This window comes from Pseudomonas sp. 4CAES_32.4, from assembly GCF_058136335.1.
This window is the reverse complement of the sequence record NZ_CM176882.1, coordinates 2,823,289-2,845,930: the sequence shown is the minus strand read 5'-3', so window position 1 is coordinate 2,845,930 and position 22,642 is coordinate 2,823,289. Positions and strand designations below refer to the sequence as shown.

13 protein-coding genes are annotated in these 22,642 nt (G+C 59.9%); 4 read left to right on the top strand and 9 right to left on the bottom strand.

The window, feature by feature from the left end; translation table 11 throughout:
* Both treS and AC3Y64_RS12780 read right to left on the bottom strand, forming a co-directional pair.
* Nucleotides 1–3,342, bottom strand: coding sequence for a maltose alpha-D-glucosyltransferase (gene treS / locus AC3Y64_RS12785; RefSeq protein ID WP_489987736.1), 3,342 nt, complete (start codon nucleotides 3,340–3,342; stop codon nucleotides 1–3).
* 159 nt (nucleotides 3,343–3,501) lie between these two features.
* On the bottom strand, nucleotides 3,502–5,505 hold the full coding sequence (locus AC3Y64_RS12780; RefSeq protein ID WP_489987735.1) for an alpha-1,4-glucan--maltose-1-phosphate maltosyltransferase: 2,004 nt from the start codon (nucleotides 5,503–5,505) through the stop codon (nucleotides 3,502–3,504).
* A 216-nt stretch (nucleotides 5,506–5,721) separates the two neighbouring features.
* Here AC3Y64_RS12780 and AC3Y64_RS12775 point away from each other — a divergent pair, with 216 nt between their 5' ends.
* The gene (locus AC3Y64_RS12775) at nucleotides 5,722–5,880 is read left to right on the top strand and encodes a hypothetical protein (protein ID WP_016985118.1); all 159 of its coding nucleotides are present in this window, start codon (nucleotides 5,722–5,724) and stop codon (nucleotides 5,878–5,880) included.
* 110 nt (nucleotides 5,881–5,990) lie between these two features.
* Here the strand turns inward: AC3Y64_RS12775 and AC3Y64_RS12770 are convergent, their stop codons facing one another.
* Nucleotides 5,991–6,503: an MgtC/SapB family protein gene (locus AC3Y64_RS12770; protein ID WP_489987734.1), complete on the bottom strand. Its 513-nt coding sequence runs from the start codon at nucleotides 6,501–6,503 to the stop codon at nucleotides 5,991–5,993.
* Between the two features lie 124 nt (nucleotides 6,504–6,627).
* Between AC3Y64_RS12770 and AC3Y64_RS12765 the strand changes: the two genes are divergently transcribed.
* The 3 genes from AC3Y64_RS12765 (at nucleotide 6,628) to mapR (ending at nucleotide 10,051) form a co-directional block, all read left to right on the top strand.
* Nucleotides 6,628–6,876 (top strand): DUF3203 family protein, encoded by a 249-nt coding sequence (locus tag AC3Y64_RS12765; protein ID WP_158956256.1) that lies wholly within the window; start codon nucleotides 6,628–6,630, stop codon nucleotides 6,874–6,876.
* 195 nt (nucleotides 6,877–7,071) lie between these two features.
* Nucleotides 7,072–8,502 carry a cytochrome c oxidase accessory protein CcoG gene (gene ccoG, locus AC3Y64_RS12760; protein WP_489987733.1) on the top strand — a complete coding sequence of 477 codons (1,431 nt, stop codon included), beginning with the start codon at nucleotides 7,072–7,074 and terminating at the stop codon, nucleotides 8,500–8,502.
* Between the two features lie 139 nt (nucleotides 8,503–8,641).
* Complete coding sequence (gene mapR / locus AC3Y64_RS12755) at nucleotides 8,642–10,051, top strand: GntR family transcriptional regulator MpaR (RefSeq protein ID WP_489987732.1); 1,410 nt, start codon at nucleotides 8,642–8,644, stop codon at nucleotides 10,049–10,051.
* 149 nt (nucleotides 10,052–10,200) lie between these two features.
* Here the strand turns inward: mapR and AC3Y64_RS12750 are convergent, their stop codons facing one another.
* The 6 genes from AC3Y64_RS12750 to AC3Y64_RS12725 all read right to left on the bottom strand — a co-directional run bounded on the left by AC3Y64_RS12750 (nucleotide 10,201) and on the right by AC3Y64_RS12725 (nucleotide 22,565).
* Entirely contained in the window at nucleotides 10,201–10,947 is a 747-nt protein-coding gene (locus AC3Y64_RS12750) for an SDR family oxidoreductase (RefSeq protein ID WP_038368973.1), read from the bottom strand.
* 159 nt (nucleotides 10,948–11,106) lie between these two features.
* A complete protein-coding gene (locus AC3Y64_RS12745; RefSeq protein ID WP_489987731.1) occupies nucleotides 11,107–13,188 on the bottom strand; it encodes a putative bifunctional diguanylate cyclase/phosphodiesterase in 2,082 nt (693 codons plus the stop codon).
* A gap of 297 nt (nucleotides 13,189–13,485) precedes the next feature.
* Nucleotides 13,486–14,955 (bottom strand): efflux transporter outer membrane subunit, encoded by a 1,470-nt coding sequence (locus tag AC3Y64_RS12740; RefSeq protein WP_158956264.1) that lies wholly within the window; start codon nucleotides 14,953–14,955, stop codon nucleotides 13,486–13,488.
* On the bottom strand, nucleotides 14,952–18,059 hold the full coding sequence (locus AC3Y64_RS12735) for an efflux RND transporter permease subunit (RefSeq protein WP_489987730.1): 3,108 nt from the start codon (nucleotides 18,057–18,059) through the stop codon (nucleotides 14,952–14,954). The genes AC3Y64_RS12740 and AC3Y64_RS12735 overlap by 4 nt, the downstream gene beginning before the upstream one ends.
* A 100-nt stretch (nucleotides 18,060–18,159) precedes the next feature.
* Nucleotides 18,160–21,261, bottom strand: coding sequence for an MdtB/MuxB family multidrug efflux RND transporter permease subunit (locus tag AC3Y64_RS12730; protein ID WP_489987729.1), 3,102 nt, complete (start codon nucleotides 21,259–21,261; stop codon nucleotides 18,160–18,162).
* Nucleotides 21,258–22,565: an MdtA/MuxA family multidrug efflux RND transporter periplasmic adaptor subunit gene (locus AC3Y64_RS12725; protein WP_489987728.1), complete on the bottom strand. Its 1,308-nt coding sequence runs from the start codon at nucleotides 22,563–22,565 to the stop codon at nucleotides 21,258–21,260. Before AC3Y64_RS12725 ends, AC3Y64_RS12730 begins: the two co-directional genes overlap by 4 nt.
* Between the last annotated feature and the right edge of the window lie 77 nt (nucleotides 22,566–22,642).

Here is a 22,642-nt window from a genome sequence, read left to right as displayed (position 1 = left end):
CTACTCTCCACCAAGATCGGAAAAGGGTTTAAGCCCCGTCAATAACCCATACAAACCGTGCAACGGCACGGGCAGCCACGTGGGGCGATTTTCGGCTTCATAGGCCACTTCATAGGCCGCCTTCTCCAGACCGAACAATGCCAGCGCAGCGTCGGCCCCTTCAGGATCTTGCCAAGCATGCTCAAGACTAGCTGCCGCCCGGCGATATGCCTGAACAAATGCCTCACGGGCTTCACGCAGATAGCGCTCGGCTACCAGACGCCGCGCAGTTTCAGACTCAGCGCTGTGGTCAACGTTGTGCACGTTGATGGTCATCGCCGCCGCGTAATCGAACGAGCGCAGCACGCCGCTGACGTCTTTGTACGGGCTGTGCTTGCCACGGCGTTCACTCAATGGCCGCGCCGGTTCGCCCTCGAAGTCGATCAGATAGGCATCACCCTTGATCACCAGCACCTGACCCAAATGCAGGTCGCCGTGGACGCGGATACGCAAACCACCCGTGGCTTTTTTCGCCAGATCCTGCACGTGAGCGAGGATGGTTTTCTTCTCATCGATCAGGCGCTTGACCAGTTTCTGATCGGCTGCATTCAGCTCACCCTGATGTTGCTTGAGCAGTTTCAGCGCGTGTTCGACCTGCGCGGCGACATCCTTGGCCGTCGCCTGCATGTCCTTGGCGGTCGAAACCTGCGGAGCGAAGTCGGCGTTGTCGGTCGGCGCGGCGAGCACGTTGTGCATCTCGCCCAGACGCTGGCCCAGCATGCCGGCGAAATCCTTCAGTTCGCCCAAGGCGTTGTAATGCTGTTCCTGCTCGGACATGGCATCCGCGAGCTCGTCACGCAGCGCCCGTTCGAGGTTGTTCTGCGTCCATTCCCAGGCGTCGCCCTGATTGCTCAGATAGCCTTGCGCGATCATCAACAGATTGTCTTCACCCTTGGCATCGCGGCGAATCACCGAACCGAGCAGCGGAGAGATATTGGCAAATCCGGCCTCGGTCAGGTAAGCGCTCATTTCCAGTTCCGGGTGTACGCCAGAAGCGACTTTGCGTATCAGCTTAAGCACCAGGCTGTTGCCAATCACCACCGAACTGTTCGATTGCTCGGCGGACAGATAACGCACTTCCGATTCGGCGCCGAGGCCGAGTTTTTCCAGTTGCGCGGTCGGCGCAAAACGGATTTCGCCTTCGCTGGACTCCAGCACCGTGTTGTTCTGCATGCCTTGCAGCACTGCACGAACAAAAGCTTCTAGGCTGAACGCATCGGTGATCAAACCGACTTGTCGCACTCTTCGTACACGGGACAACGCCAATTGCTGCGGCAACGCCGGGCCGACCTGGTCCTCGGCAATGAATCCAAACGGCAGTTGATAGCGACTGGTCTGCCCCGCGCTGGTGACTTCGATTTCGCTGAGCAACACCGGATGCTGTGCGTCGCCGAATCGCACGCCATAGGCCATGTGCACCTTGTCGATGCCAGCGTCTTTGCCAGCGAACCAGCGACGGTTCTGCAGCCAGCTCGGCAGAATGCTCTGTTCCAGCGTCGTGCGCGACGGCGCTTCGAGCAGTTCTTCCATGCGTTTTTTCAGCACCAGCGTGGTGAAGTCCGGCAGGCTCTGCGCCGGTTCGACGTGCCAGCTCGGCATCTGGTTTTCCGCAGCCAGTGCGAACCAATAGAAGCCGTACGGCGCCAGGGTCAGGAGGAAATTCAACTGGCCAATGGGCGGAAACGCGTTACCGCCGAGCATCTCCACCGGCACCATGCCGACATAGGCCGACAGATCCAGCTCCACTGCTTGCGCACTGCGCGAGACGTTGGCCACGCAGAGGATGATTTCGTGTTTGCCGTCGGCGTCGGTGAATTCGCGGGTGTAGGCCAGTACGCGACGGTTGTTCGGCGAGAGCATTTTCAAGGTGCCACGACCGAACGCTTTCGACTGTTTGCGCACGGCAAGCAAACGTCGGGTCCAGTTCAGCAGCGAATGCGGATCGCCGGACTGGGTTTCGACGTTGACCGACAGATAACCGTATTGCGGGTCCATGATCGGCGGCAGCACCAGGCTGGCCGGGTCGGCGCGGGAGAAGCCACCGTTACGGTCGATCGACCATTGCATCGGCGTACGCACGCCATCGCGGTCGCCGAGGTAAATGTTGTCGCCCATGCCGATTTCGTCGCCGTAATACAACGTCGGCGTGCCGGGCATCGACAGCAGCAGACTGTTAAGCAACTCGATGCGTCGACGGTCGCGTTCCATCAACGGCGCCAGACGTCGACGAATACCGAGGTTGATCCGCGCGCGACGGTCTGCGGCGTAGTAATTCCACAGGTAATCACGCTCTTTATCGGTGACCATCTCCAACGTCAGCTCATCGTGGTTGCGCAGGAAAATCGCCCACTGGCAGTTCGCAGGAATTTCCGGGGTCTGCCGCAGAATGTCGGTGATCGGGAAACGGTCTTCCTGGGCCAGTGCCATGTACATGCGCGGCATCAGCGGGAAGTGAAACGCCATGTGGCATTCGTCACCGTTGAGGCCGGCCGCGTCGGTGTCACCGAAGTACAGCTGGGTGTCTTCCGGCCATTGATTGGCCTCGGCGAGCAACATGCGGTCGGGATAGTTGGCGTCGATCTCGGCACGGATCTGCTTGAGAACGTCGTGGGTTTCGGGGAGGTTCTCGTTGTTGGTGCCGTCGCGTTCGATCAAGTACGGAATGGCGTCCAGGCGCAGGCCGTCGATGCCCATATCCAGCCAGTAACGCATCACCGAAAGCACGGCTTTCATTACTTGGGGGTTGTCGAAATTCAGATCGGGTTGGTGCGAATAGAAACGGTGCCAGAAGTACTGGCCCGCGACCGGGTCCCAGGTCCAGTTGGATTTTTCCGTGTCGAGAAAAATGATCCGCGTGCCGTCGTATTTCTGATCGTCATCCGACCACACATAGAAGTCTCGCGCCGCTGAGCCGGGTTTGGCCTTGCGCGCACGCTGGAACCACGGGTGCTGGTCGGAGGTGTGGTTGATGACCAGCTCGGTGATCACTCGCAAACCGCGCTTGTGCGCCTCGGCGATAAAACGCTTGGCGTCGGCCATCGTCCCATAGTCGCTGTGTACGCCACGGTATTCGGCGATGTCGTAGCCGTCGTCGCGGCGGGGCGACGGGTAGAACGGCAACAGCCAAATGGTGTTGACGCCAAGGTCGGCGATGTAATCGAGCTTGGCGATCAGGCCAGGAAAGTCGCCGATCCCGTCGTTGTTGGAGTCGAAAAACGATTTGACGTGAACTTGATAGATCACCGCGTCCTTGTACCAGAGCGGGTCTTTGATAAAGGTGGCTGCCTTGGGTTTCTTCGCCATGTGAAACTCCTGTTGAATTCGTTGAAGCCGAACCTGCTTCTTAAAAAATCGGAGATCACTGTGGGAGCTGGCTTGCCAGCGATAGCGTCCTGTCAGCTTGCATCTTCAGTGCTGATCCACCGCTATCGCTGGCAAGCCAGCTCCCACAGTTGAAATTCGTCAGCCTTGGGAGGCGGTAATCCGCCAAATCCCGAACGGCTGATACGCCGGGTCTATGCGCATGAACTGGTATTTGCCGTGCCAGTCCCAGCGATGCCCGTTCATCAAATCCTCACCGTGGGTCGTCGCATCGTCCGGCAGGCCCATTTCCCACAGCGGCAGTTCAAAATTCGCTTCCTGCACGTTGTGAGGATCGAGACTGACCGCGACCAGAATGAAATTGCTGCCGTCGGCGCTGCGCTTGCCGAAATACAGAATGTTGTCGTTCCAGGCGTTGTAGACCTTCAGGCCCAAATGCGTGTGCAACGCCGGGTTTTGCCGGCGGATGCGGTTGAGTTGGGCGATCTCGGCGATGATGTTGCCGGGCGCAGTGAAGTCGCGGACGCGGATCTCGTACTTCTCCGAATCGAGGTATTCCTCCTTCCCCGGCACCGGTGCCGCTTCGCACAGTTCAAACCCCGAATACATGCCCCACAGGCCCGAGCCCATGGTCGCCAGTGCCGCGCGGATCAAAAACCCCGGACGCCCGGATTCGTGGAGGAACGCCGGATTGATGTCCGGTGTGTTGACGAAGAAATTCGGCCGGTAGCACTCACGCCACGGTGACTCATTCAGCTCAGTGAAGTACGTCGCCAGCTCTGCCTTGGTGTTGCGCCAGGTGAAATAGGTGTAGCTCTGGGTGTAACCGACCTTGCCCAGACGCGCCATCATCGCCGGCGTGGTGAAGGCTTCGGCAAGGAAGATCACCTCCGGGTGCAGCGCGCGCACGTCGGCAATCAGCCACTGCCAGAACGGCAGCGGTTTGGTGTGCGGATTGTCGACGCGAAAGATCTTCACGCCCTCCTCGACCCAACCAATGACGATGTCACGCAGTTCGACCCACAAACTCGGAATCGCGTCCGGCGCATAGAAGTCGACGTTGACGATATCCTGGTATTTCTTCGGCGGGTTCTCCGCATATTTGATCGTGCCGTCCGGGCGCCAGTTGAACCAGCCCGGATGCTGCTTGAGCCACGGGTGATCCTGCGAACACTGAATGGCGAAATCGAGGGCGATTTCCAGACCATGATCGGCAGCGGCGGCGACCAGTCGGCGGAAGTCCTCGCGGGTGCCGAGTTGCGAGTGAATGGCCTCGTGCCCGCCCTCCTCGCTGCCGATGGCATAAGGGCTGCCCGGATCATCCGGGCCAGCGGTCAGGGAATTGTTGCGGCCCTTGCGATGGGCGCGACCGATTGGATGAATCGGCGTGAAGTACAACACGTCGAAGCCCATGTCCTGAATCATCGGCAGACGCGAGTGCACGTCATTGAAAGTGCCGTGACGGTGTGGATCGTCGGTGATCGAGCGCGGAAACAGTTCATACCAACTGGCAAACTCGGCTAGCTCACGCTCGACGTCCATGGGGAATTCAGCGCTGACGCTCAAGTACGCGCGGTGATCGGCCTCCGCCATCAACTGCGCACTGCGCGAGTGCAGAAACAGCGCGACCTGCTCGGTTTCGAGCAGCCCCGAGAGCTCATGGTGCAGGGCAGCCAGTTGCTCGCTGAGCTGACCTTCGCTGCGTTCAGCGGCTTGTTGCACCATCGTCCGGCCTTCCTGCAGCTCCAGCGAGACGGGGACGGCGGCGGTGTGCTTCTTCTCCAGTTCATATTGGAAACTGGCGAAGTGGTCGATCCACGCTTCGATGCAATAAACGTAGCGGCCCTGATGTTCGGGGCGGAACTGGCCCTGCCAGCCGTTGTTGCCCTGATCGGCCATGACTTCGCTTTGCCAGGCTTCTTCGCCCTCCTCGCGCCAGCGGATACGCACGGCGAGCTTGTCGTGGCCATCGGCGAAGACTTTGCTGGTGACCACCACTTCGCGCCCGGCAATCGACTTGACGGCGAACTGCCCGCCATCGAGGGTCGGCATGGTGTTTTCGATGGCAATGCGTGGCAACAGCAACGCCTGCGACAGTGGCATATGCGGGTTGTAGCTTAGTTCTGAGGGTTTTTCAGCAGTCATTGAGCATCTCTCCTTAACGCCCCAAGGACGCTCTTGTGCCGGTTCAGCGTTCGCAATCGAGCACCTGCCCGGAATGAACTCACTTAGGTTCCGAGCGACCGCCGCCGGGAAAAGTTCAGATGAAATTACCGTGTCAGAAAAGCGGATCGAATTCGCCATGAGGTGGTCAATCCACTTAAGCACTTCTCACGCCATGTGCCACACGGAGGTCATCAGATGAATATCCCGATCCCGGCGGAAACGCCCGATCCGAACATCGACAAACCCACCTTGCCCGAGACCGAACCGCAGCCGATTCCCGAGCAGGAACCACCGGGCACCACACCACCACCGAAAGAAGAACCGCCGAGCACCATGCCCCCGGTCATCGTTTAACTGATCGTTCCCGCGCTCCGCGTAGGAATGCAGCCCGGGACGCTCCGCGTCCCAAAGCGGACGCAGAGCATCCATTGAGGCATTCCCACGCAGAGCGTGGGAACGATCATTTAGTGGTCGTCAGTTTTCTCTTCTTCTTTTTCAAAGAGTTTTACGACGCGTGGCATCACGCTGAAAATTCCCAGCGCGAGCAAAGTACTCAGCAACGCCGTCGCCTCTTTGCCCAATCCCGCCGCCACACCTATGGCCGCCGTCATCCACAGCCCGGCGGCCGTGGTCAGGCCTTTGACATGCCCTTCATCGCCTTCATGATTTTTCAGGATGGTTCCGGCGCCGAGAAAGCCGATCCCGGCAATCACGCCCTGCACCACACGGCTCATCGCGTCGGATTCGGCACCGGAAGTCTGCGGCACCAGCACAAACAATGCCGCGCCGAGCGCTACCAGCATGTGCGTGCGCACCCCGGCGGCTTTGCCTTTGTGCTCGCGCTCAAAACCCAGAATCCCGCCGAGCACCGCCGCCATCAGCAGGCGCACGGTAATCCGTGTCATCTGCGAAGCATCGCCAACATCGGCGAATTCCGCTTGCAGGGTTGCCCAGACTTCTTGCCACCACGCATTCATCGTGCAGTCCTTGTTTTTGGCTCGATAGACGATGGACAGCGGCGACCATTAATCAGTTGCGCAGAACGATCAGCGCAGCGTGCGCCCTAACCTTTCAGGCACCCCTAAAAAAGGACTGAACCCCATGTCACTTCGAGTCGATGAATCCAACCCCGAACAAAAAGTGTGTTTTTTCACGGTCGAGAATGGCGAGGAAATTCGCATCTGCGACACCCTGGAAGTCCGGACGGATAGCGAAAAATCCATGTCATTCGTGGAAATCGAAGGCCGGCGCGTTTACATCACCGAATCCGAAGCTGACGCATTGACCGTCGCAGGGGCCAAGGATGGTCGCAAGCACTTGAAGGCCGACGAGAGTGATTCGGTGATTTGACTGACCCTGATCAACACCCCGCGCAAACGCCTGCGATAGGCGTTTGCGCCTTTGCCTGCGGGCTGCTTCAAGTTGTCGCAGGCGCTGCGCAAAATCCCATCTGATCCGCTTTTTATTGAAATACCTGAGTCTGTTATGCAAACAGATCGACGCTCATAGTGCTCTGGCCTGATGGAGGCTGATGAGCGAATGACCATGAGCGAACAAATCCCCGTCCGAACCGTTGAAGCATCTCCCACTATAAAAAGCATTCCCGCACGCCCAATGAAGGCGACGGCGAAATCCAGCGACAACCAGATCCACACCCGCAGTTTCACCGGCCTGTTTCGCACCCTGCGCATGAGCGGCGCGGGGTTTCTGTTTCTCCTCTTCTTCGGCACGGTTTGGTTGAACTGGGGCGGACGTCAGGCGGTGCTCTGGGATCTGTCCGAAAGCAAATTCCACATCTTTGGCGCGACGTTCTGGCCGCAGGATTTCATTCTGCTCTCGGCGCTGCTGATCATTGCCGCGTTCGGTTTGTTCGCCATTACCGTGTTCGCCGGACGGGTCTGGTGCGGCTACACCTGCCCGCAGAGTTCGTGGACATGGATTTTCATGTGGTGCGAGAAAGTCACTGAAGGCGAGCGCAATCAGCGAATCAAACTGCAAGCCGCACCGTGGAGCCTGAACAAAATGGCCCGCCGCGCCGCGAAGCACACGCTGTGGCTGGCAATCAGTGTGCTGACCGGCCTGACCTTTGTCGGCTACTTCACGCCAATCCGGCCATTGACCGAAGAACTGCTGACCTTGCAAATCGGCGGTGTCAGTCTGTTCTGGGTGCTGTTTTTCACCGCCGCCACTTACATCAACGCCGGTTGGCTGCGCGAAGCGGTGTGCATGCACATGTGCCCGTATGCGCGGTTCCAGAGTGTGATGTTCGACAAGGACACCCTGACGATTTCCTATGACGTCGCCCGTGGCGAAAACCGTGGCCCGCGCAAACGCGATGTCAAACCGCTCGAAGCCGGCCTGGGTGATTGCATTGATTGTCAGCTGTGCGTGCAGGTCTGCCCGACTGGCATCGACATCCGCGACGGTTTGCAGATGGAATGCATCGGTTGCGCCGCGTGCATCGACGCCTGTGATTCGATCATGGACAAGATGAACTACCCGCGCGGTTTGATCCGTTACAGCTCCGAGCGCGAATTGCAGGGTGGCAAAACGCACCTGCTGCGACCGCGGCTGATTGGCTACACATTTGTGCTGCTGGCAATGATCGGTGCGCTGGCCCTGGCGCTGGTCGAACGGCCAATGGTCTCGCTGGACGTGACCAAGGATCGCGGTCTGTTCCGCGAAAACGGTCAGGGCCAGATCGAGAACATCTACACCCTCAAAGTCATCAACAAGACCCAGCAGCGCCAGGATTACCGCTTGAGTCTGGTCGATGGCGATGGTTTCCAACTGCAAGGCAAGACCGAGCTGAGCCTGGCGCCCGGCGAAATTGTCGATGTGCCGGTGTCGGTGGCGATGACTACAGAACGCGCGGCCAACAGTTCGCAGACCTTGAGTTTCAAGATTGCCGACAGCGATGAGCCAGAGGTTTATAGCGTGGCGAACAGCAGGTTTGTGGCGCCGATGAATCGTTGATCCCTTAGACTGCGGCGCGGCCATTCGCGAGCAAGTCGAGTCGTCGCTCCCACAGGTGAATGCATTGCAATGTGGGAGCGAGCTTGCTCGCGAATACAGACGACCCGGTCTCCCAGAATGAAACCAACCCGGACCCAAGATGAAACGCTACGAAAAATTCGCCGACGACATCGCTGAACTGATCCGCTCCGGCGTGCTTGGCCCTGGCCAGCGCGTGCCTTCGGTGCGCTACGCCAGCCAGACCTACGGCGTCAGCCCGTCCACGGTGTTTCAGGCCTATTACCTGCTCGAACGTCGCGGCCTGATTCGCGCGCGGCCGCGCTCTGGTTACTTCGTCAACACCCACGCGCCGAGCCCGTTTTCGGAGCCGGTGATCAGCAGCCACGTCAACGACTCCACCGAAGTCGACGTCAGCGAACTGGTGTTCTCGGTGCTGGAATCGATCAAGGATCCGAACACTGTGCCGTTCGGCTCGGCGTTCCCCAGCCCGACGCTGTTTCCGCTGCAACGGCTGTCGCGCTCACTGGCCAGCGCCGCCCGCGAGATGGACCCGCGCATGGTCGTCACCGACATGTCGCCGGGCAACCCGCAACTGCGTCGGCAGATCGCCCTGCGCTACATGGTCGGCGGCCTGATGTTGCCGATGGAAGAACTGCTGATCACCAACGGCGCGCTTGAAGCGTTGAACCTGTGCCTGCAAGCGGTGACCGAGCCCGGCGATCTGGTCGCCATCGAAGCTCCGGCGTTCTACGCCAGCCTGCAAGTGCTGGAGCGACTGAAACTCAAAGCCGTGGAAATCCCCGTGCACCCGCGCGACGGCATCGACCTCGGCGTGCTCGCGCAAACCCTCGAACGCCACCCGATCAAGGCCTGTTGGTGCATGACCAGTTTCCAGAACCCGATGGGCGCGACCATGCCCGAGGCGAAAAAACAGGAACTGGTCGAACTGCTGCGCCGCCATCAGGTTCCGTTGATCGAAGATGACGTCTACGCCGAACTCTATTACGGCCAACACGCGCCGAAACCGGCCAAGGCTTTCGACACCGAAGGTCTGGTGATGCACTGCGGCTCGTTCGCCAAAAGCCTCGCTCCTGGCTATCGCATCGGCTGGGTGGCTGCCGGGCGTTACGCGCAGAAAATCGAGCGATTAAAACTGATGACCTCGCTGTGTGCTTCGATGCCGGCACAAGCGGCGATTGCCGATTACCTGCAACACGGCGGCTACGATCGGCATCTGCGTAAGTTGCGTTATGCGCTGGAAGAACAGCAGAGCGCCATGCTCGCCGCCATCGCCCGCTATTTCCCGGCGCAGACGCGGGTCAGCCAACCGGCGGGCGGCTACTTTCTGTGGCTGGAATTGCCGGCGCAGATGGATTCGCTGAAGTTGTTTCAGATGGCATTGGCGCAAGGCATCAGCATCGCGCCGGGGCCGATCTTCTCGCCGACCCAGCGGTTCAGGAATTGTATTCGCCTGAACTATGGCAGCCCGTGGACCGAGGATTCGGAGAAGGCCATGGAGACGTTGGGGCGGATTGTGCGGTCGTTCTGACAGATTGATGGGCCTCTAATGACCCCATCGCTGGCAAGCCAGCTCCCACAGGGATCATCAGCGTACACAAATAGTGTGGGCTACCAAGAAACCTGTGAGAGCTGGCTTGCCAGCGATGGGGCCGGCACTTCCCACACATCTTTAGAAAGTTAGCGCCCGCCCCCCAAATCAACAAACGTCCCCGTCGCATACGAAGCCTTGTCCGACAGCAACCAGACAATCGCTTCCGCCACTTCATCCGGGCGCCCGCCTCGGGCCATCGGGATGGCCGATTCCAGTTTGCTGACCCGATCCGGGTCGCCGCTCAAGGCGTGGAAATCAGTGTAGATATACCCCGGGCGCACCGCGTTGACGCGAATCCCCTCGCCCGCGACTTCCTTGGACAAGCCAATAGTGAAGGTATCCAGCGCGCCTTTCGAGGCGGCGTAATCGACGTACTCGTTCGGCGAGCCGAGGCGCGATGCCACCGACGAAACGTTAACGATGCTGCCGCCCTGCCCGCCATGCTTGGGCGACATGCGCAGGATCGCATGCTTGGCGCAGAGAATCGGCGCCAGCACATTGGTTTTCATGATTTTGAGGATGCGGAATTCGGACATTTCATCGACCCGCGATTTTTGTCCGACGGTGCCAGCGTTGTTCACCAGTGCAGTGACCCGGCCCAGTTCGGTGTCGACCCGGTGAAACAGTGCGATGACTTCATCTTCGATGCTGACGTCGGCGCGCACCGCGATGGCTTGTGCGCCCAAGGCACGGACTTGTTCGAGCACGCTTTGCGCGGCCTGTTCATCCGACTGATAGTTGATGCAGATCCGATAGCCCTGCTCGGCAGCCAACAGCGCCGTAGCGGCGCCGATCCCGCGCCCGCCACCGGTGATCACAATGACTTTATCCATGCTGGCCCTTCCCCCAAATGCACACGTAACAGTCGGGGGGAAGAATAACCGCCATTGGCGGGTTTTGCATGCGCGAGCAAGATCGCTGTCACAGGTTCTGTGTCGTTCACACAGTCAATGTGGAGCGAGCCTGCTCGTGAATAGCGATAACGCGGTCGTTCAGACCGCCGCCAGCGCTTCACCCCGCACAATGTCCTGCATAAAGCGATCCGCTGGCATCGGGTGCCCCAGCAGATAGCCCTGCAACGAGTCACAGCCGAGTTGCGTCAGGAAGTCCTGCTGCACACCGGTTTCGACACCTTCGGCAACAATACGCAACCCGAGTGCCTGGCCCAGCGCGACAATCGCCGAAACAATCGCCGCATCATCACTGTCATGCTCAAGATCGCGGACAAAGCCACGGTCGATTTTCAGCTCATTGGCCGGCAGACGCTTGAGGTACATCAGGCTCGAATAACCGGTACCAAAGTCGTCGATCGACAGGTCGACGCCCATGTCCGACAACTCCTGCAACACCGTCATGCTCGCGTCGGCGTCGCTCATCGCCGTGGTTTCGGTGATTTCCAGGGTCAAGCTGTTGGCCGGCAAGTGATGGGTGGCCAACGCCTTGGCCACGCTCTGCACCAGCCCCGCGTGGCAGAACTGCAACGCCGAGAGATTCACCGCAATGCGCCAGTCGGTATAGCCCAGCACATACCATTCGCGCATCTGCCGGCAGGCCTCGTTGAGCACCCACTCACCAATGGGGATGATCAGACCGGTCTTCTCCGCCAGATCGATGAACTTGTCCGGCATCATCATGCCGTGCAGCGGATGCTGCCAGCGCAGCAGTGCTTCGGCACCGACCGGCCGGCCGTTGGCCGCATCGAATTTGGGTTGGTAATGCAGGCTGAACTGGCTGTGTTCCAGCGCCGCGCGCAGATCCTGAAGCAATTGCAGTTGCTTGCGGGCATTACTGTTCATCGACGCGTCGAAGAAGCTGTAACCGTTTTTGCCCAGCCCCTTGGCGTGATACATCGCCGCGTCGGCGTTCATCAGCAGTTCCTGCGCGTTCAGGCCATTGCCCGGGTACAGGGCGATGCCGACGCTGGCGGAAATCTGCAGATCATGTTCGGCAACACGGAACGGCCGCGCAATCAGGCCCACCTGACGCGCCGCCAGGCTCAATGCATCGTTGGGTTCGGCCAGGCGCACCAACAGCGCAAACTCGTCGCCGCCAATCCGCGCCAAGGTGTCCAGGCTGCGCAGGTCTTCGCGCAGACGTACACCCACCTCGCGCAACAACTGGTCGCCCATGTGATGGCCGAAGGCATCGTTAACCGGTTTGAAGCCATCCAGATCGATGAACATCAAGGCAAAACAGCCGCCCTGTTCATGGACCTTTTTCATCGCCTGATTGATCCGGTCATCGAGCAACATGCGATTCGGCAGGCCGGTCAGGGTGTCGTGCAGGGCCAGTTGCGTGAGTTCGCGGTTGGCCACGGTCAACGAGTGCGCCAGATCAGCCGTGCGCGCTTCGAGACGAGCGTCGAGAATCGAGGTGAGCAAGGCAATCGACAAGACCGCCAGCGTGGTGATCAGCACCAGGCTGTCGAGGCCATTACCCTTCAAGCCATTGACGGTGGCGCCGCAGAAACTGCCGTCAGGAAACTGCGCGGCGGCCATGCCGGTGTAGTGCATGCCGACAATGGCGATACCCATGATGATCGCCGCACCACCGCGTATAAGCCGCACATAAGGTGAGTGCTGACGCAGACGAAACGCGATCCACAATGCCGCCGCCGAGGCGCCGACCGCGATCAGCAGAGAGGCGCCGAACAGCGCCGGATCGTAGTCGATGCCCGGCGTCATGCGCATCGCCGCCATCCCGGTGTAATGCATCGCGCTGATGCCGGCGCCCATGATCAAGGCACCGAATGCATGCTGTAACAGCGGTAGCTTTGGCTGGCTGACCAGCCACAAGGCAAAGCCGCAGGACAGCACGGCAATCAGCAGCGACAGCGCGGTAATGCTGATGTCGTAGCCCAGATCGATCGGCAGTTTGAAGGCGAGCATGCCGATAAAGTGCATCGACCAGACCCCCACGCCCATGGCCAGCGCCCCGCCCGCCGTCCAGAAATGCACGGCACGCCCTTTGGCGGTGGCAATGCGCCCGGTCAGGTCGAGCGCGGTGTATGACGCGAGGATCGCCACACACAAGGAAATGAATACCAGCGTGAAAGAATAGCTACCGATGAGCATGGGAATTCTCGTGACCACCCAAACCGTACTGCGTCCGTTCTCGGCCGGGCAAATGCGGCGATTGTACTGATTGCGCAGAAGAACGCACTGACAAAGTGACCAAATTGCCATCAAGCCGATGAAACGCTTGTTCGATCGTCCTACAAGGCTCTATTTCGGGATTCTCAGTTCCATTTGATCGTTCCCACGCTCTGCGTGGGAATGCCTCGACGGACGTTCCGCGTTCGGCCGTGAATGGGACGCGGAGCGTCCCGGGCTGCATTCCCACACGGAGCGTGGAATGATCAGGAGAAAAACTTATTGGGTGTCAGTTACATCCAGTTGCCCATCCCAACCGCCACCGAGCGCCGCAATCAACTGCACGCTGGCGATCAGCCGACTCTGCAGAATATTCAGCACCGTGCGTTCGTTGCTCAGTGCCGTGGCTTGCACCACGACCACATCGATGTAGGCAATCAATCCGGCCTTGTACTGATTTTCCGTCAGACGCAGGGAATCACGGGCGGCATCGAGCGCTTCCTGACGCACTGCCGCCTCATCCTCGTACACCTTCAACTGCACCAGATAGTTTTCCACTTCACGGAAACCGTCGAGCACGGTCTGGCGGTATTTGGCCACGGTCTGGTCATACACCGCTTCGGTGCGGTCGACTTCCGCCGAGCGGATGCCACCGTCAAACAGCGGCAATGACAGCTTCGGCCCGACCGACCAGAAGCGATTCGGCAAACTGATCAGATCTTGTGAAGTACTGCTGCTGTAACCGCCGCTCAGACTCAGGCTCAGGTCCGGGTAATAAGCCGCTTTGGCCACACCGATATTGGCATTGGCGGCGATCACCGAACGCTCCGCCGAGGCGATGTCCGGGCGTCGCTCGAGCAACTGCGACGGCAGGCTCAACGGAATCTGCGGCAAGTTCGGAATGCTCTGCGACTCGGCAATGTTGAAATCCGCCGGCGCCTGTCCAGTGAGCACGGCAATAGCGTTCTCGAACTGCGCGCGCTGCCAGATCAGATCGACCAGATCGGCCTGGGTGCTTTTCAGTTGCGTCTGCGCCTGAGCCACCGCGTCACGCCCGGAAACGCCGGCGTTGTATTGGTTCTGGGTCATTTTCAGCGAACGTTCATAGGCCACGACGGTGGCTTCGAGCAAACGCTTCTGCTGATCGATCACGCGCAATTGCAGATAGTTCTGCACCAGTTCCGACTGCTGGCTCAAACGCATCGCCGCCAGGTCGGCAAAACTCGCCTGAGCGCTGGCCTCATCGGCCTCCAGCCCACGACGCAACTTGCCCCAGACATCCGCTTCCCAGCTGACGCCCAACTGCGCGTTGTAGGTGTCGCGAATGCCGCTCGAGGAACTGCTCAGGCTCGAACTGCTGCTGCCGGTGCCCTGACTGGAACGGGTTTTGCCCACACTCAGGTCGACGCTCGGATAAAACGCGCCGCGCGCGCTGCGCACCAAGGCCTGGGCCTGACGGAACTGTGCTTCCGATTGCGCAACGGTCTGGTTGGCACTGTTGAGTTTTTCGATCAGCCCGTTGAGCTGTTGATCGCCATACAGCTCCCACCAGGCACCACGGGCCAGTGAGTCGCTGGGATTGGCCTGGCGCCAGCCCTCAGCTTCCTTGTACTGGGCGATTTCGGCGGTTTGCGGGCGCTGATAGTCCGGGCCGACAGCGCAGGCACTGAGCATCGCCACGCACAGCGACAGACTCAACAAACGCGAACCGCGCACAGTGGCCAGATTGAAAAGCGAACGGTCAGTCATAGCGGAGTTTCCAGAGCGGCGTCAGTACGCACGCCACGCCATTTGTTGAAGCGATGGCGCAGCTTGTCGAGATAAAGGTAAACCACAGGTGTGGTGTAAAGCGTCAGCACTTGGCTGAAAATCAGCCCGCCGATAATGGTCAGGCCCAACGGCTGGCGCATTTCCGCGCCTTCGGCACGGCTGAGCAGCAATGGCAAGGCCCCGAGGATCGCCGCCAGCGTGGTCATCAGGATCGGGCGCAGACGTTGCAAACAGGCGCTGCGGATCGATTCCAGTGGCGTCATGCCTTGGTGGCGTTCGAGTTGCAACGCGAGGTCAATCATCAGAATGGCGTTTTTCTTCACCACGCCAATCAGCAGGAACAGCCCAAGCAACGAAATCAGACTGAATTCGCCGCCCAGCACATAGATCGACAGCAACGCGCCAACCCCGGCCGATGGCAGGGTCGACAGAATCGTTAGCGGATGAATGTAGCTTTCATACAGGACACCGAGCACCAGATAGACCGCCAGCAGCGCGCCGAGGATCATGAACGGCTGACTCTTCTGGGTGGCGGCAAAGGCATCAGCGGTGCCAGCCATTTTGGCGATGACACCTTCTGGCAAGCCGACCTTGGCAATCGCCCGCTCAATCGCCGCACTGCCCTGCTCGACCGTCACGCCTTCGGCCATGTCGAAAGAAATGTCTTCCGAGGCGAACTGGCCTTCGTGGCTGACGCGGTCGTCCTCCAGGCTGTTTTCGTAATGGGCAAAGGTCGACAGCGGCACCCGTGCGCCGTCAGCAGTGATCACCTGCACTTGCTTGAGCGTGATCGGATCCTGGGCATATTTCGGATTGACCTCCATCACCACTTGATACTGGTTGAGGCTGTCGTAGATCGTCGAAATCTGCCGTTGGCTGTAGGCGTTGTTCAGCACCGAGGTGACCATGTCCATGTCCACGCCCAGACGCTTGGCCTGATCACGGTCGACAATCAGCGTCACCTGCTGCGCACCGGCACCTTCGCGGGCATCGATAGCGGTCAGTTCGGGCAAGGCGCGAAGTGCGGCAACGACTTTTGGATACCACTTGCGCAACTCGCCCAGATCACCGCTTTGCAGGATGTAGCTGTATTGCGAGGTGGTCTGTTCGCGGCCACCGCCGAATTGCAGATCCTGGTCGGCCATGAGCATCAACTGCGCCCCGGGCACCTTGGGCATTTCCTTGCGCATCCGTTCAATGACTTTCTGCGCCGACAGGTTGCGTTCCTTGATCGGCTTGAGGCGCACCAGCATGAACGCGTTGTTGGTGCCGTTGGTGCCACCGATGAATCCGGCCACGCTTTCCACCGCTTCGTCCTTGAGCACAGCGCGGCGGAAAATCTCCATTTTTGGCTGCATCACATTGAACGACAGACCGTCATCGCCCCGGACAAAACCGATCAACTGGCCGGTATCCTGCTGCGGCATGAAGGTTTTCGGCACCACCACGTACAGCGCGACGTTGACGCCAACAGTGATCAGCAGGCTGAGCAAGGTCAGGCGTCGATGGCGCAGCACCCAGTCGAGGCTGCTGGCGTATTTGCCGACCATCCAGTCGTTGGTGCGGCGACTCCAGCGTTGCAGACGGTTTTCCTGGCCCGGCGTGTGGGGCTTGAGCCAACGTGCGCAGAGCATCGGTGTCAGCGTCAGCGATACCACCAGCGACACCACGATGGCTGCGGCCAGGGTAATGGAGAATTCACGAAACAGACTCTCGATGATCCCGCCCATGAACAGAATCGACAGGAACACTGCCACCAGCGACACGTTCATCGACAGCAAGGTGAACCCGACTTCCTGGGCGCCGAGATACGCGGCTTTCATTGGTTTGACGCCTTCGTCGATGTGCCGGGAAATGTTCTCCAGCACCACAATGGCATCGTCCACCACCAGCCCCGTGGCGAGGATCAGCGCCATCAAGGACAAATTGTTCAGCGAAAAACCGTACAGGTACATCACCGCAAAAGTACCGACCAGCGAAACCGGAACTGCCAGTGTCGGAATCAGCGAGGCGCGGAAGTTACCGAGGAACAGGAACACCACCAGAATCACCAGGGCCACGGCGATCAGCAGGGTCATCTCGGCTTCATGCAACGTCGCCTTGATGACCGGCGAACGGTCCATGGCCAGATTGAGTTTCACACTGGCCGGCAACACCGCTTGCAGCGCTGGCAATTGCGCCTTGATCTCGCTGACCGTCTCGATGATGTTGGCGCCGGCCTGGCGGTTGATCACCAGCAGCACCGCAGCGTCGTCGTTGAAAAAGCCGCTGTTGTAACGGTCTTCGACACCGTCGCTGACCTTGGCCACATCCTTCAGGCGCAGTGCCGCGCCATCGGCGTAGTGGATGATCAGTGACTCGTAGTCCTTGGCTTTTTCCAACTGGTCGTTGGCCTGGATCTGCCACAGGCGCTGGTCATCTTCGACCGAGCCCTTGGGCCGGCGCACGTTGGCGTCGGCAATGGTCTTGCGCACATCATCGAGCGCTACGCCGTACTGATTCAGTGCCTGCGGTTCGAGCTCGATGCGCACCGCCGGCAGCGAACTGCCGCCGATCTGCACTTCACCGACGCCCTGCACTTGCGACAGGCTCTGCGACAGAATGGTCGAAGCCAGGTCGTAGAGCTGACCTTTTTCGAGGACGTCCGAGGTCAGCGACAGCACCATGATCGGCGCTTGCGACGGGTTGACCTTCTTGTAGGTCGGCATGCTGCGCATCCCGCTCGGCAACAGGTTACGCGAGGCGTTGATCGCCGCCTGCACTTCCCGCGCCGCGCCGTTGATGTCGCGGTCGAGGTCAAATTGCAGAATGACCCGCGTCGAACCCTGGCTGGAACGGCTGCTCATGGTGTTGACGCCAGCGATGGCACCGAACGAACGCTCCAGCGGCGTGGCGACCGTGGAGGCCATGACTTCCGGGCTGGCACCGGGCAGGCTGGCCTGCACCACGATCACCGGGAAGTCCATTTGTGGCAGTGGCGAAACCGGCAAAAGACCGAAGCTGACACCGCCCAGCAACATGATCGCCAGGCTCAGCAGCATGGTCGCGACCGGGCGTTTGATGAAAGGACCAGATAAATTCATAGCTTCGAGCTCCAGGCTTCAAGCCTCAAGCTAAAAGCCGGGTAGCTGAGTTCTTGCTGCTTTTCTCTTGAAGCTTGAAGCTTGAAGCTCGAAGCTGCTTTCATACCGACACCTCTTCGCTGTCGGCTTCGGTTTTGCCAAAGCGACGACCGAGGCGGTCGAAATACAGGTAGATCACCGGCGTGGTGAACAGGGTCAACACCTGACTCACCAGCAGACCGCCGACCATCACCAGACCCAGCGGTTGACGCAATTCAGCCCCAGAACCGGTGGCAAGCATCAACGGTACGGCGCCAAACAGCGCCGCCAATGTCGTCATCAGAATCGGCCGGAAACGCAACAGCGCCGCCTGATAGATCGCCTGCTCCGGCGCCATGCCTTGGGTACGCTCAGCGTCGAGGGCGAAGTCGATCATCATGATCGCGTTCTTCTTGACGATACCGATCAACAGAATGATGCCGATGATCGCGATCATGCCCAGGTCGTTGCCGCTGAGCAGCAAGGCCAGCAAGGCGCCAACCGCCGCCGATGGCAACGTCGAGAGAATGGTGATCGGGTGAATGTAACTTTCGTACAGCACGCCGAGCACGATGTACATGGTCACCACCGCCGCCAGAATCAGCAGCAAGGTGCTCGACAGCGATGCCTGGAAGGCTTCGGCTGCGCCCTGGAACTGAGTCTGCACGCCGACCGGCATGCCAATGTCTTTCTGCACTTGCTCGATCACTTCGACCGCGTGCCCCAACGCTACGCCGGGGGCGAGGTTGAACGACATCATCACTGCCGGGAACTGGCCAATGTGAGTAATCGCCAGTTGCGCCTGACGTTGTTCGACGTGAGCCAGACTCGACAGGCGTACCTGTGCGCCATCGGTGGTCTTGACGTGGATCTGATCCAGCGCTTGCGGACCGATTTTTTCCCCGGACTGCGCCTGCAGCACCACGCGATACTGGCTGGCCTGGGTGTAGATCGTCGAAATCTGCCGCTGACCGAAAGCGTCGTACAGCGCATCGGTGATGTTCGACACCGAAACGCCGAGGCGTGAAGCCGCATCGCGGTCGATCACCAGATAAACCTGCAGGCCCTTGTCCTGCAAATCGCTGGCAACGTCGGTCAGTTCCGCGCGCTGGGCCAGCGCCTCGACCAGTCGGCCGCTCCACTGGCTCAACAGTTCGGAATCCGGCGAAGACATGCTGAACTGATACTGCGTGCGGCTGACCCGGTCTTCGATGGTCAGATCCTGTACCGGTTGCATGAACAGCCGAATACCGACCAGCTTGTCCACTTGCGGCTGCAAGCGGGCGATCACTTCGCTAGCGGAAAGATCACGCTGGCCGTGGGGCTTGAGGTTGATCAGCAAACGACCGCTGTTCAGCGTGGCGTTATCGCCATCGACTCCGATGTAGGAAGACAGGCTTTGCACCGCTGGGTCTTCCAGAATGATTTTCGCCAGCGCCTGTTGACGCTCGCCCATTGCCGCGAAGGAAATCGACTGCGGCGCCTCGGAAATGCCCTGGATCACCCCGGTGTCCTGCACCGGGAAGAAGCCTTTCGGTACGACCATATAAAGAAACACGGTCAGTGCCAGCGTGCCGACGGCCACCAATAAAGTCAGCGGCTGATGTTTGAGTACCCACTGCAACTTGCGCCCGTAGGCCGCGATCATCCAGTCGATGACCGCACCGCTGGCCCGATAGAAACGGCCCTGCTCGTGTTCTTCCGGTTCGCGCTTGAGCAAGCGCGCGCACATCATCGGCGTCAGGGTCAGCGAGACCACCAGCGAAATCAGGATGGCCACCGCCAAGGTGATGGCGAATTCGCGGAACAGCCGCCCGACCACATCCGCCATGAACAGCAGTGGAATCAGTACCGCGATCAGCGACAGGGTCAGGGAAATCAGGGTAAAGCCGATCTGTTTCGCGCCTTTGAGCGCGGCTTGCATCGGGCTGTCGCCTTCTTCGATGAAACGCGCAATGTTTTCCAGCATCACGATCGCATCGTCGACCACGAAACCGGTCGCAATGGTCAGCGCCATCAAAGTCAGGTTGTTGACCGAGAATCCAGCCAGATACATCACACCAAAGGTGCCGATCAACGACAGCGGCACGGCGACCGACGGGATGATCGTCGCGCTGGCCCGACGCAGGAACAGAAACGTCACCATCACCACCAGCGCGATGGCGATCAGCAGTTCATGCTGCACGTCCGTCACCGAGGCGCGAATGGTCTGGGTACGGTCGGTGAGCACGTTGACTTCAAGGCCTGCAGGCAAATTGTCGGTGATACTCGGCAACAACGCCTTGATGCGGTCGACCACTTCGATGACGTTGGCGCCGGGCTGCCGCTGAATGTTCAGCAACACGGCCTGATTCTGGTTGGCCCACGCGGCGAGGCGTTCGTTCTCGGCGCCATCGACGATTTCCGCCACGTCCTTGAGTCGCAACGGTGCGCCGTTCTTGTAGGCGAGGATCAGGTTGGCGTAGTCCTCGGGCGACGTCAGTTGGTCGTTGGCGTCGAGCATCGACACCCGGGTCGGGCCGTCGAAGTTACCTTTTGGCTGGTTGACGTTGGAGGCGCCGATCAGGGTGCGCACATCCGACAGGTTGAGGCTGTTGGCCGCCAGCGCTTCCGGATTGACCTTGATCCGCACGGCCTGACGCTGGCCGCCGGCAATGCTGACCATGCCGACGCCGCTGATCTGGGCGATTTTCTGCGCCATGCGCGTATCGACCAGATCATTGAGTTTGGGCAGCAGCATGGTTTTCGAGGTGATCGCCAACGTCAGCACCGGGGTGTCGGCCGGGTTGACCTTGTTGTACACCGGCGGCGCCGGCAGATCGGTCGGCAACAGGTTGGTCGCGGCGTTGATCGCGGCTTGCACCTGTTGCTCGGCGACATCCATGTTGATGTCGAGACTGAAGCGCAGGGTCAGCACCGACGCGCCGCCGGAACTGGTCGAGGCCATTTGCGTCAGGCCCGGCATCTGCCCGAACTGGCGCTCAAGCGGCGCGGTGACGGCACTGGTCATTACATCCGGGCTGGCGCCGGGATACAGGGTCATGACACGGATGGTCGGGTAATCGACCTGCGGCAATGCCGATACCGGCAGCAAGCGATAAGCGATCAGGCCGGCCAGGACAATGGCCAGCATGCTCAGGGTAGTGGCTACCGGACGGAGGATGAACAGCCGCGAAATGTTCATGCGCCCTTCTTGGCCTTGTCAGTGACCGCAGCGTCTGGCGTCTGGGCGGCGGATTTGCCTTGCAGGTGTTCCGTCGGGGTGGTCGGGACCTGGTTGCTGTCGTTGACCACTTCCACTTCACTGCCTTCTTTCAGGCGGTCGGTGCCCTCCAGAACGACGCGGTCACCGGCGGACAGACCTTCGGTGACAACAGTGTTTTCGCCGTCACTGGCGCCGATCTTCAATTGGCGGATAGTGACTTTCTTGTCGCCGTCCAGCGCATAGACAAAGGTGCCGTTGGTGCCGAACTGAATCGCTGCCGACGGTGCCAGCACCACACCCTTGAGGGTATCGGCCAGCAGGTGAACGTTGACGAACTGATTGGGGAACAGCGCCTGATCGCGGTTTTCGTAACGGGCCTTGAATTTCAGGGTGCCGGTGGCAACGTCGATCTGGTTGTCGAGGCTTTGCAGCACGCCGGAGGCTTGCAGTTTGGTGTCGCCACGATCCCACGCTTCAGCCGGCAGTTTGGCGCCGCTGCGATAACGCGCAAGCACGGTGTCGAGGCTGTTTTCCGGCAGCGTGAAGGCGACGCTGATCGGTTGAGTCTGGGTGATCACCGCAAGAAACGTGGTGTCGTTAGCGGTTACGAGGTTACCGACGTCGACCTGACGCAGGCCGACACGGCCGGCAATCGGCGCGCGGATTTTGGTGAATTCGAGGTTGAGCTTGGCGTCGTTGACCGCCGCCTGATTGGTTTTCACCGTACCCAAATACTGGCCGACCAGCGCTTCGGCGGTGTCGAGGGTCTGTTTGGCGATGCTGTCTTCTTTAAACAGGCCGCGATAACGCTCGACGTCGACCTGAGCGTTTTTCAACTGCGCCTGATTTTGCAGCAACGTGCCTTCGGCCTGCAGCAAGGCGTTCTGGTACGGACGTGGATCGATCTCGGCCAGCAGGTCGCCCGCCTTGACCATCTGCCCTTCTTCGAAATTGATTTTCACCAGTTCGCCGCCGACGCGGCTGCGCACGTTGATGGTGTTGAGCGCAGTCACCGTGCCCAGCGCCTTGTAATACAGCGGGAAGTCGCCGGTGACCGCCGGAGCCACGCGCACCGGAATCGGCCCGGTGCCACCACCGAAGCCCGGCCGCATCATCCCCGAGCGCCCGGTATGCCCGGCCGCCGCTTTATCGCCGCCCTCCTTGTGGGCCGAACCGGCTGGCCAGAATTTCCAGCACAGGACGGCAATAACCAACAGGACAAGCAGGCTGATCAGCCAGCGACGGGACTTGCGGGGAGACGATTGCATGGAGTGATTAACCATTGGGCGCGTGGGCTTCTTTTACGGGAGGCTGAACGATAAGCACTGGTGGGACATTAGCAAAGCAGCTTTACCGGCAA

Excerpts from the sequence above, each read along its gene's own strand:
- treS (WP_489987736.1), bottom strand. The coding sequence starts at position 3,342 with ATGGCGAAGAAACCCAAGGCAGCCACCTTTATCAAAGACCCGCTCTGG.
- AC3Y64_RS12780 (WP_489987735.1), bottom strand. The coding sequence starts at position 5,505 with ATGACTGCTGAAAAACCCTCAGAACTAAGCTACAACCCGCATATGCCA.
- AC3Y64_RS12775 (WP_016985118.1), top strand. The coding sequence starts at position 5,722 with ATGAATATCCCGATCCCGGCGGAAACGCCCGATCCGAACATCGACAAA.
- AC3Y64_RS12770 (WP_489987734.1), bottom strand. The coding sequence starts at position 6,503 with ATGAATGCGTGGTGGCAAGAAGTCTGGGCAACCCTGCAAGCGGAATTC.
- AC3Y64_RS12765 (WP_158956256.1), top strand. The coding sequence starts at position 6,628 with ATGTCACTTCGAGTCGATGAATCCAACCCCGAACAAAAAGTGTGTTTT.
- ccoG (WP_489987733.1), top strand. The coding sequence starts at position 7,072 with ATGAGCGAACAAATCCCCGTCCGAACCGTTGAAGCATCTCCCACTATA.
- mapR (WP_489987732.1), top strand. The coding sequence starts at position 8,642 with ATGAAACGCTACGAAAAATTCGCCGACGACATCGCTGAACTGATCCGC.
- AC3Y64_RS12750 (WP_038368973.1), bottom strand. The coding sequence starts at position 10,947 with ATGGATAAAGTCATTGTGATCACCGGTGGCGGGCGCGGGATCGGCGCC.
- AC3Y64_RS12745 (WP_489987731.1), bottom strand. The coding sequence starts at position 13,188 with ATGCTCATCGGTAGCTATTCTTTCACGCTGGTATTCATTTCCTTGTGT.
- AC3Y64_RS12740 (WP_158956264.1), bottom strand. The coding sequence starts at position 14,955 with ATGACTGACCGTTCGCTTTTCAATCTGGCCACTGTGCGCGGTTCGCGT.
- AC3Y64_RS12735 (WP_489987730.1), bottom strand. The coding sequence starts at position 18,059 with ATGAATTTATCTGGTCCTTTCATCAAACGCCCGGTCGCGACCATGCTG.
- AC3Y64_RS12730 (WP_489987729.1), bottom strand. The coding sequence starts at position 21,261 with ATGAACATTTCGCGGCTGTTCATCCTCCGTCCGGTAGCCACTACCCTG.
- AC3Y64_RS12725 (WP_489987728.1), bottom strand. The coding sequence starts at position 22,565 with ATGGTTAATCACTCCATGCAATCGTCTCCCCGCAAGTCCCGTCGCTGG.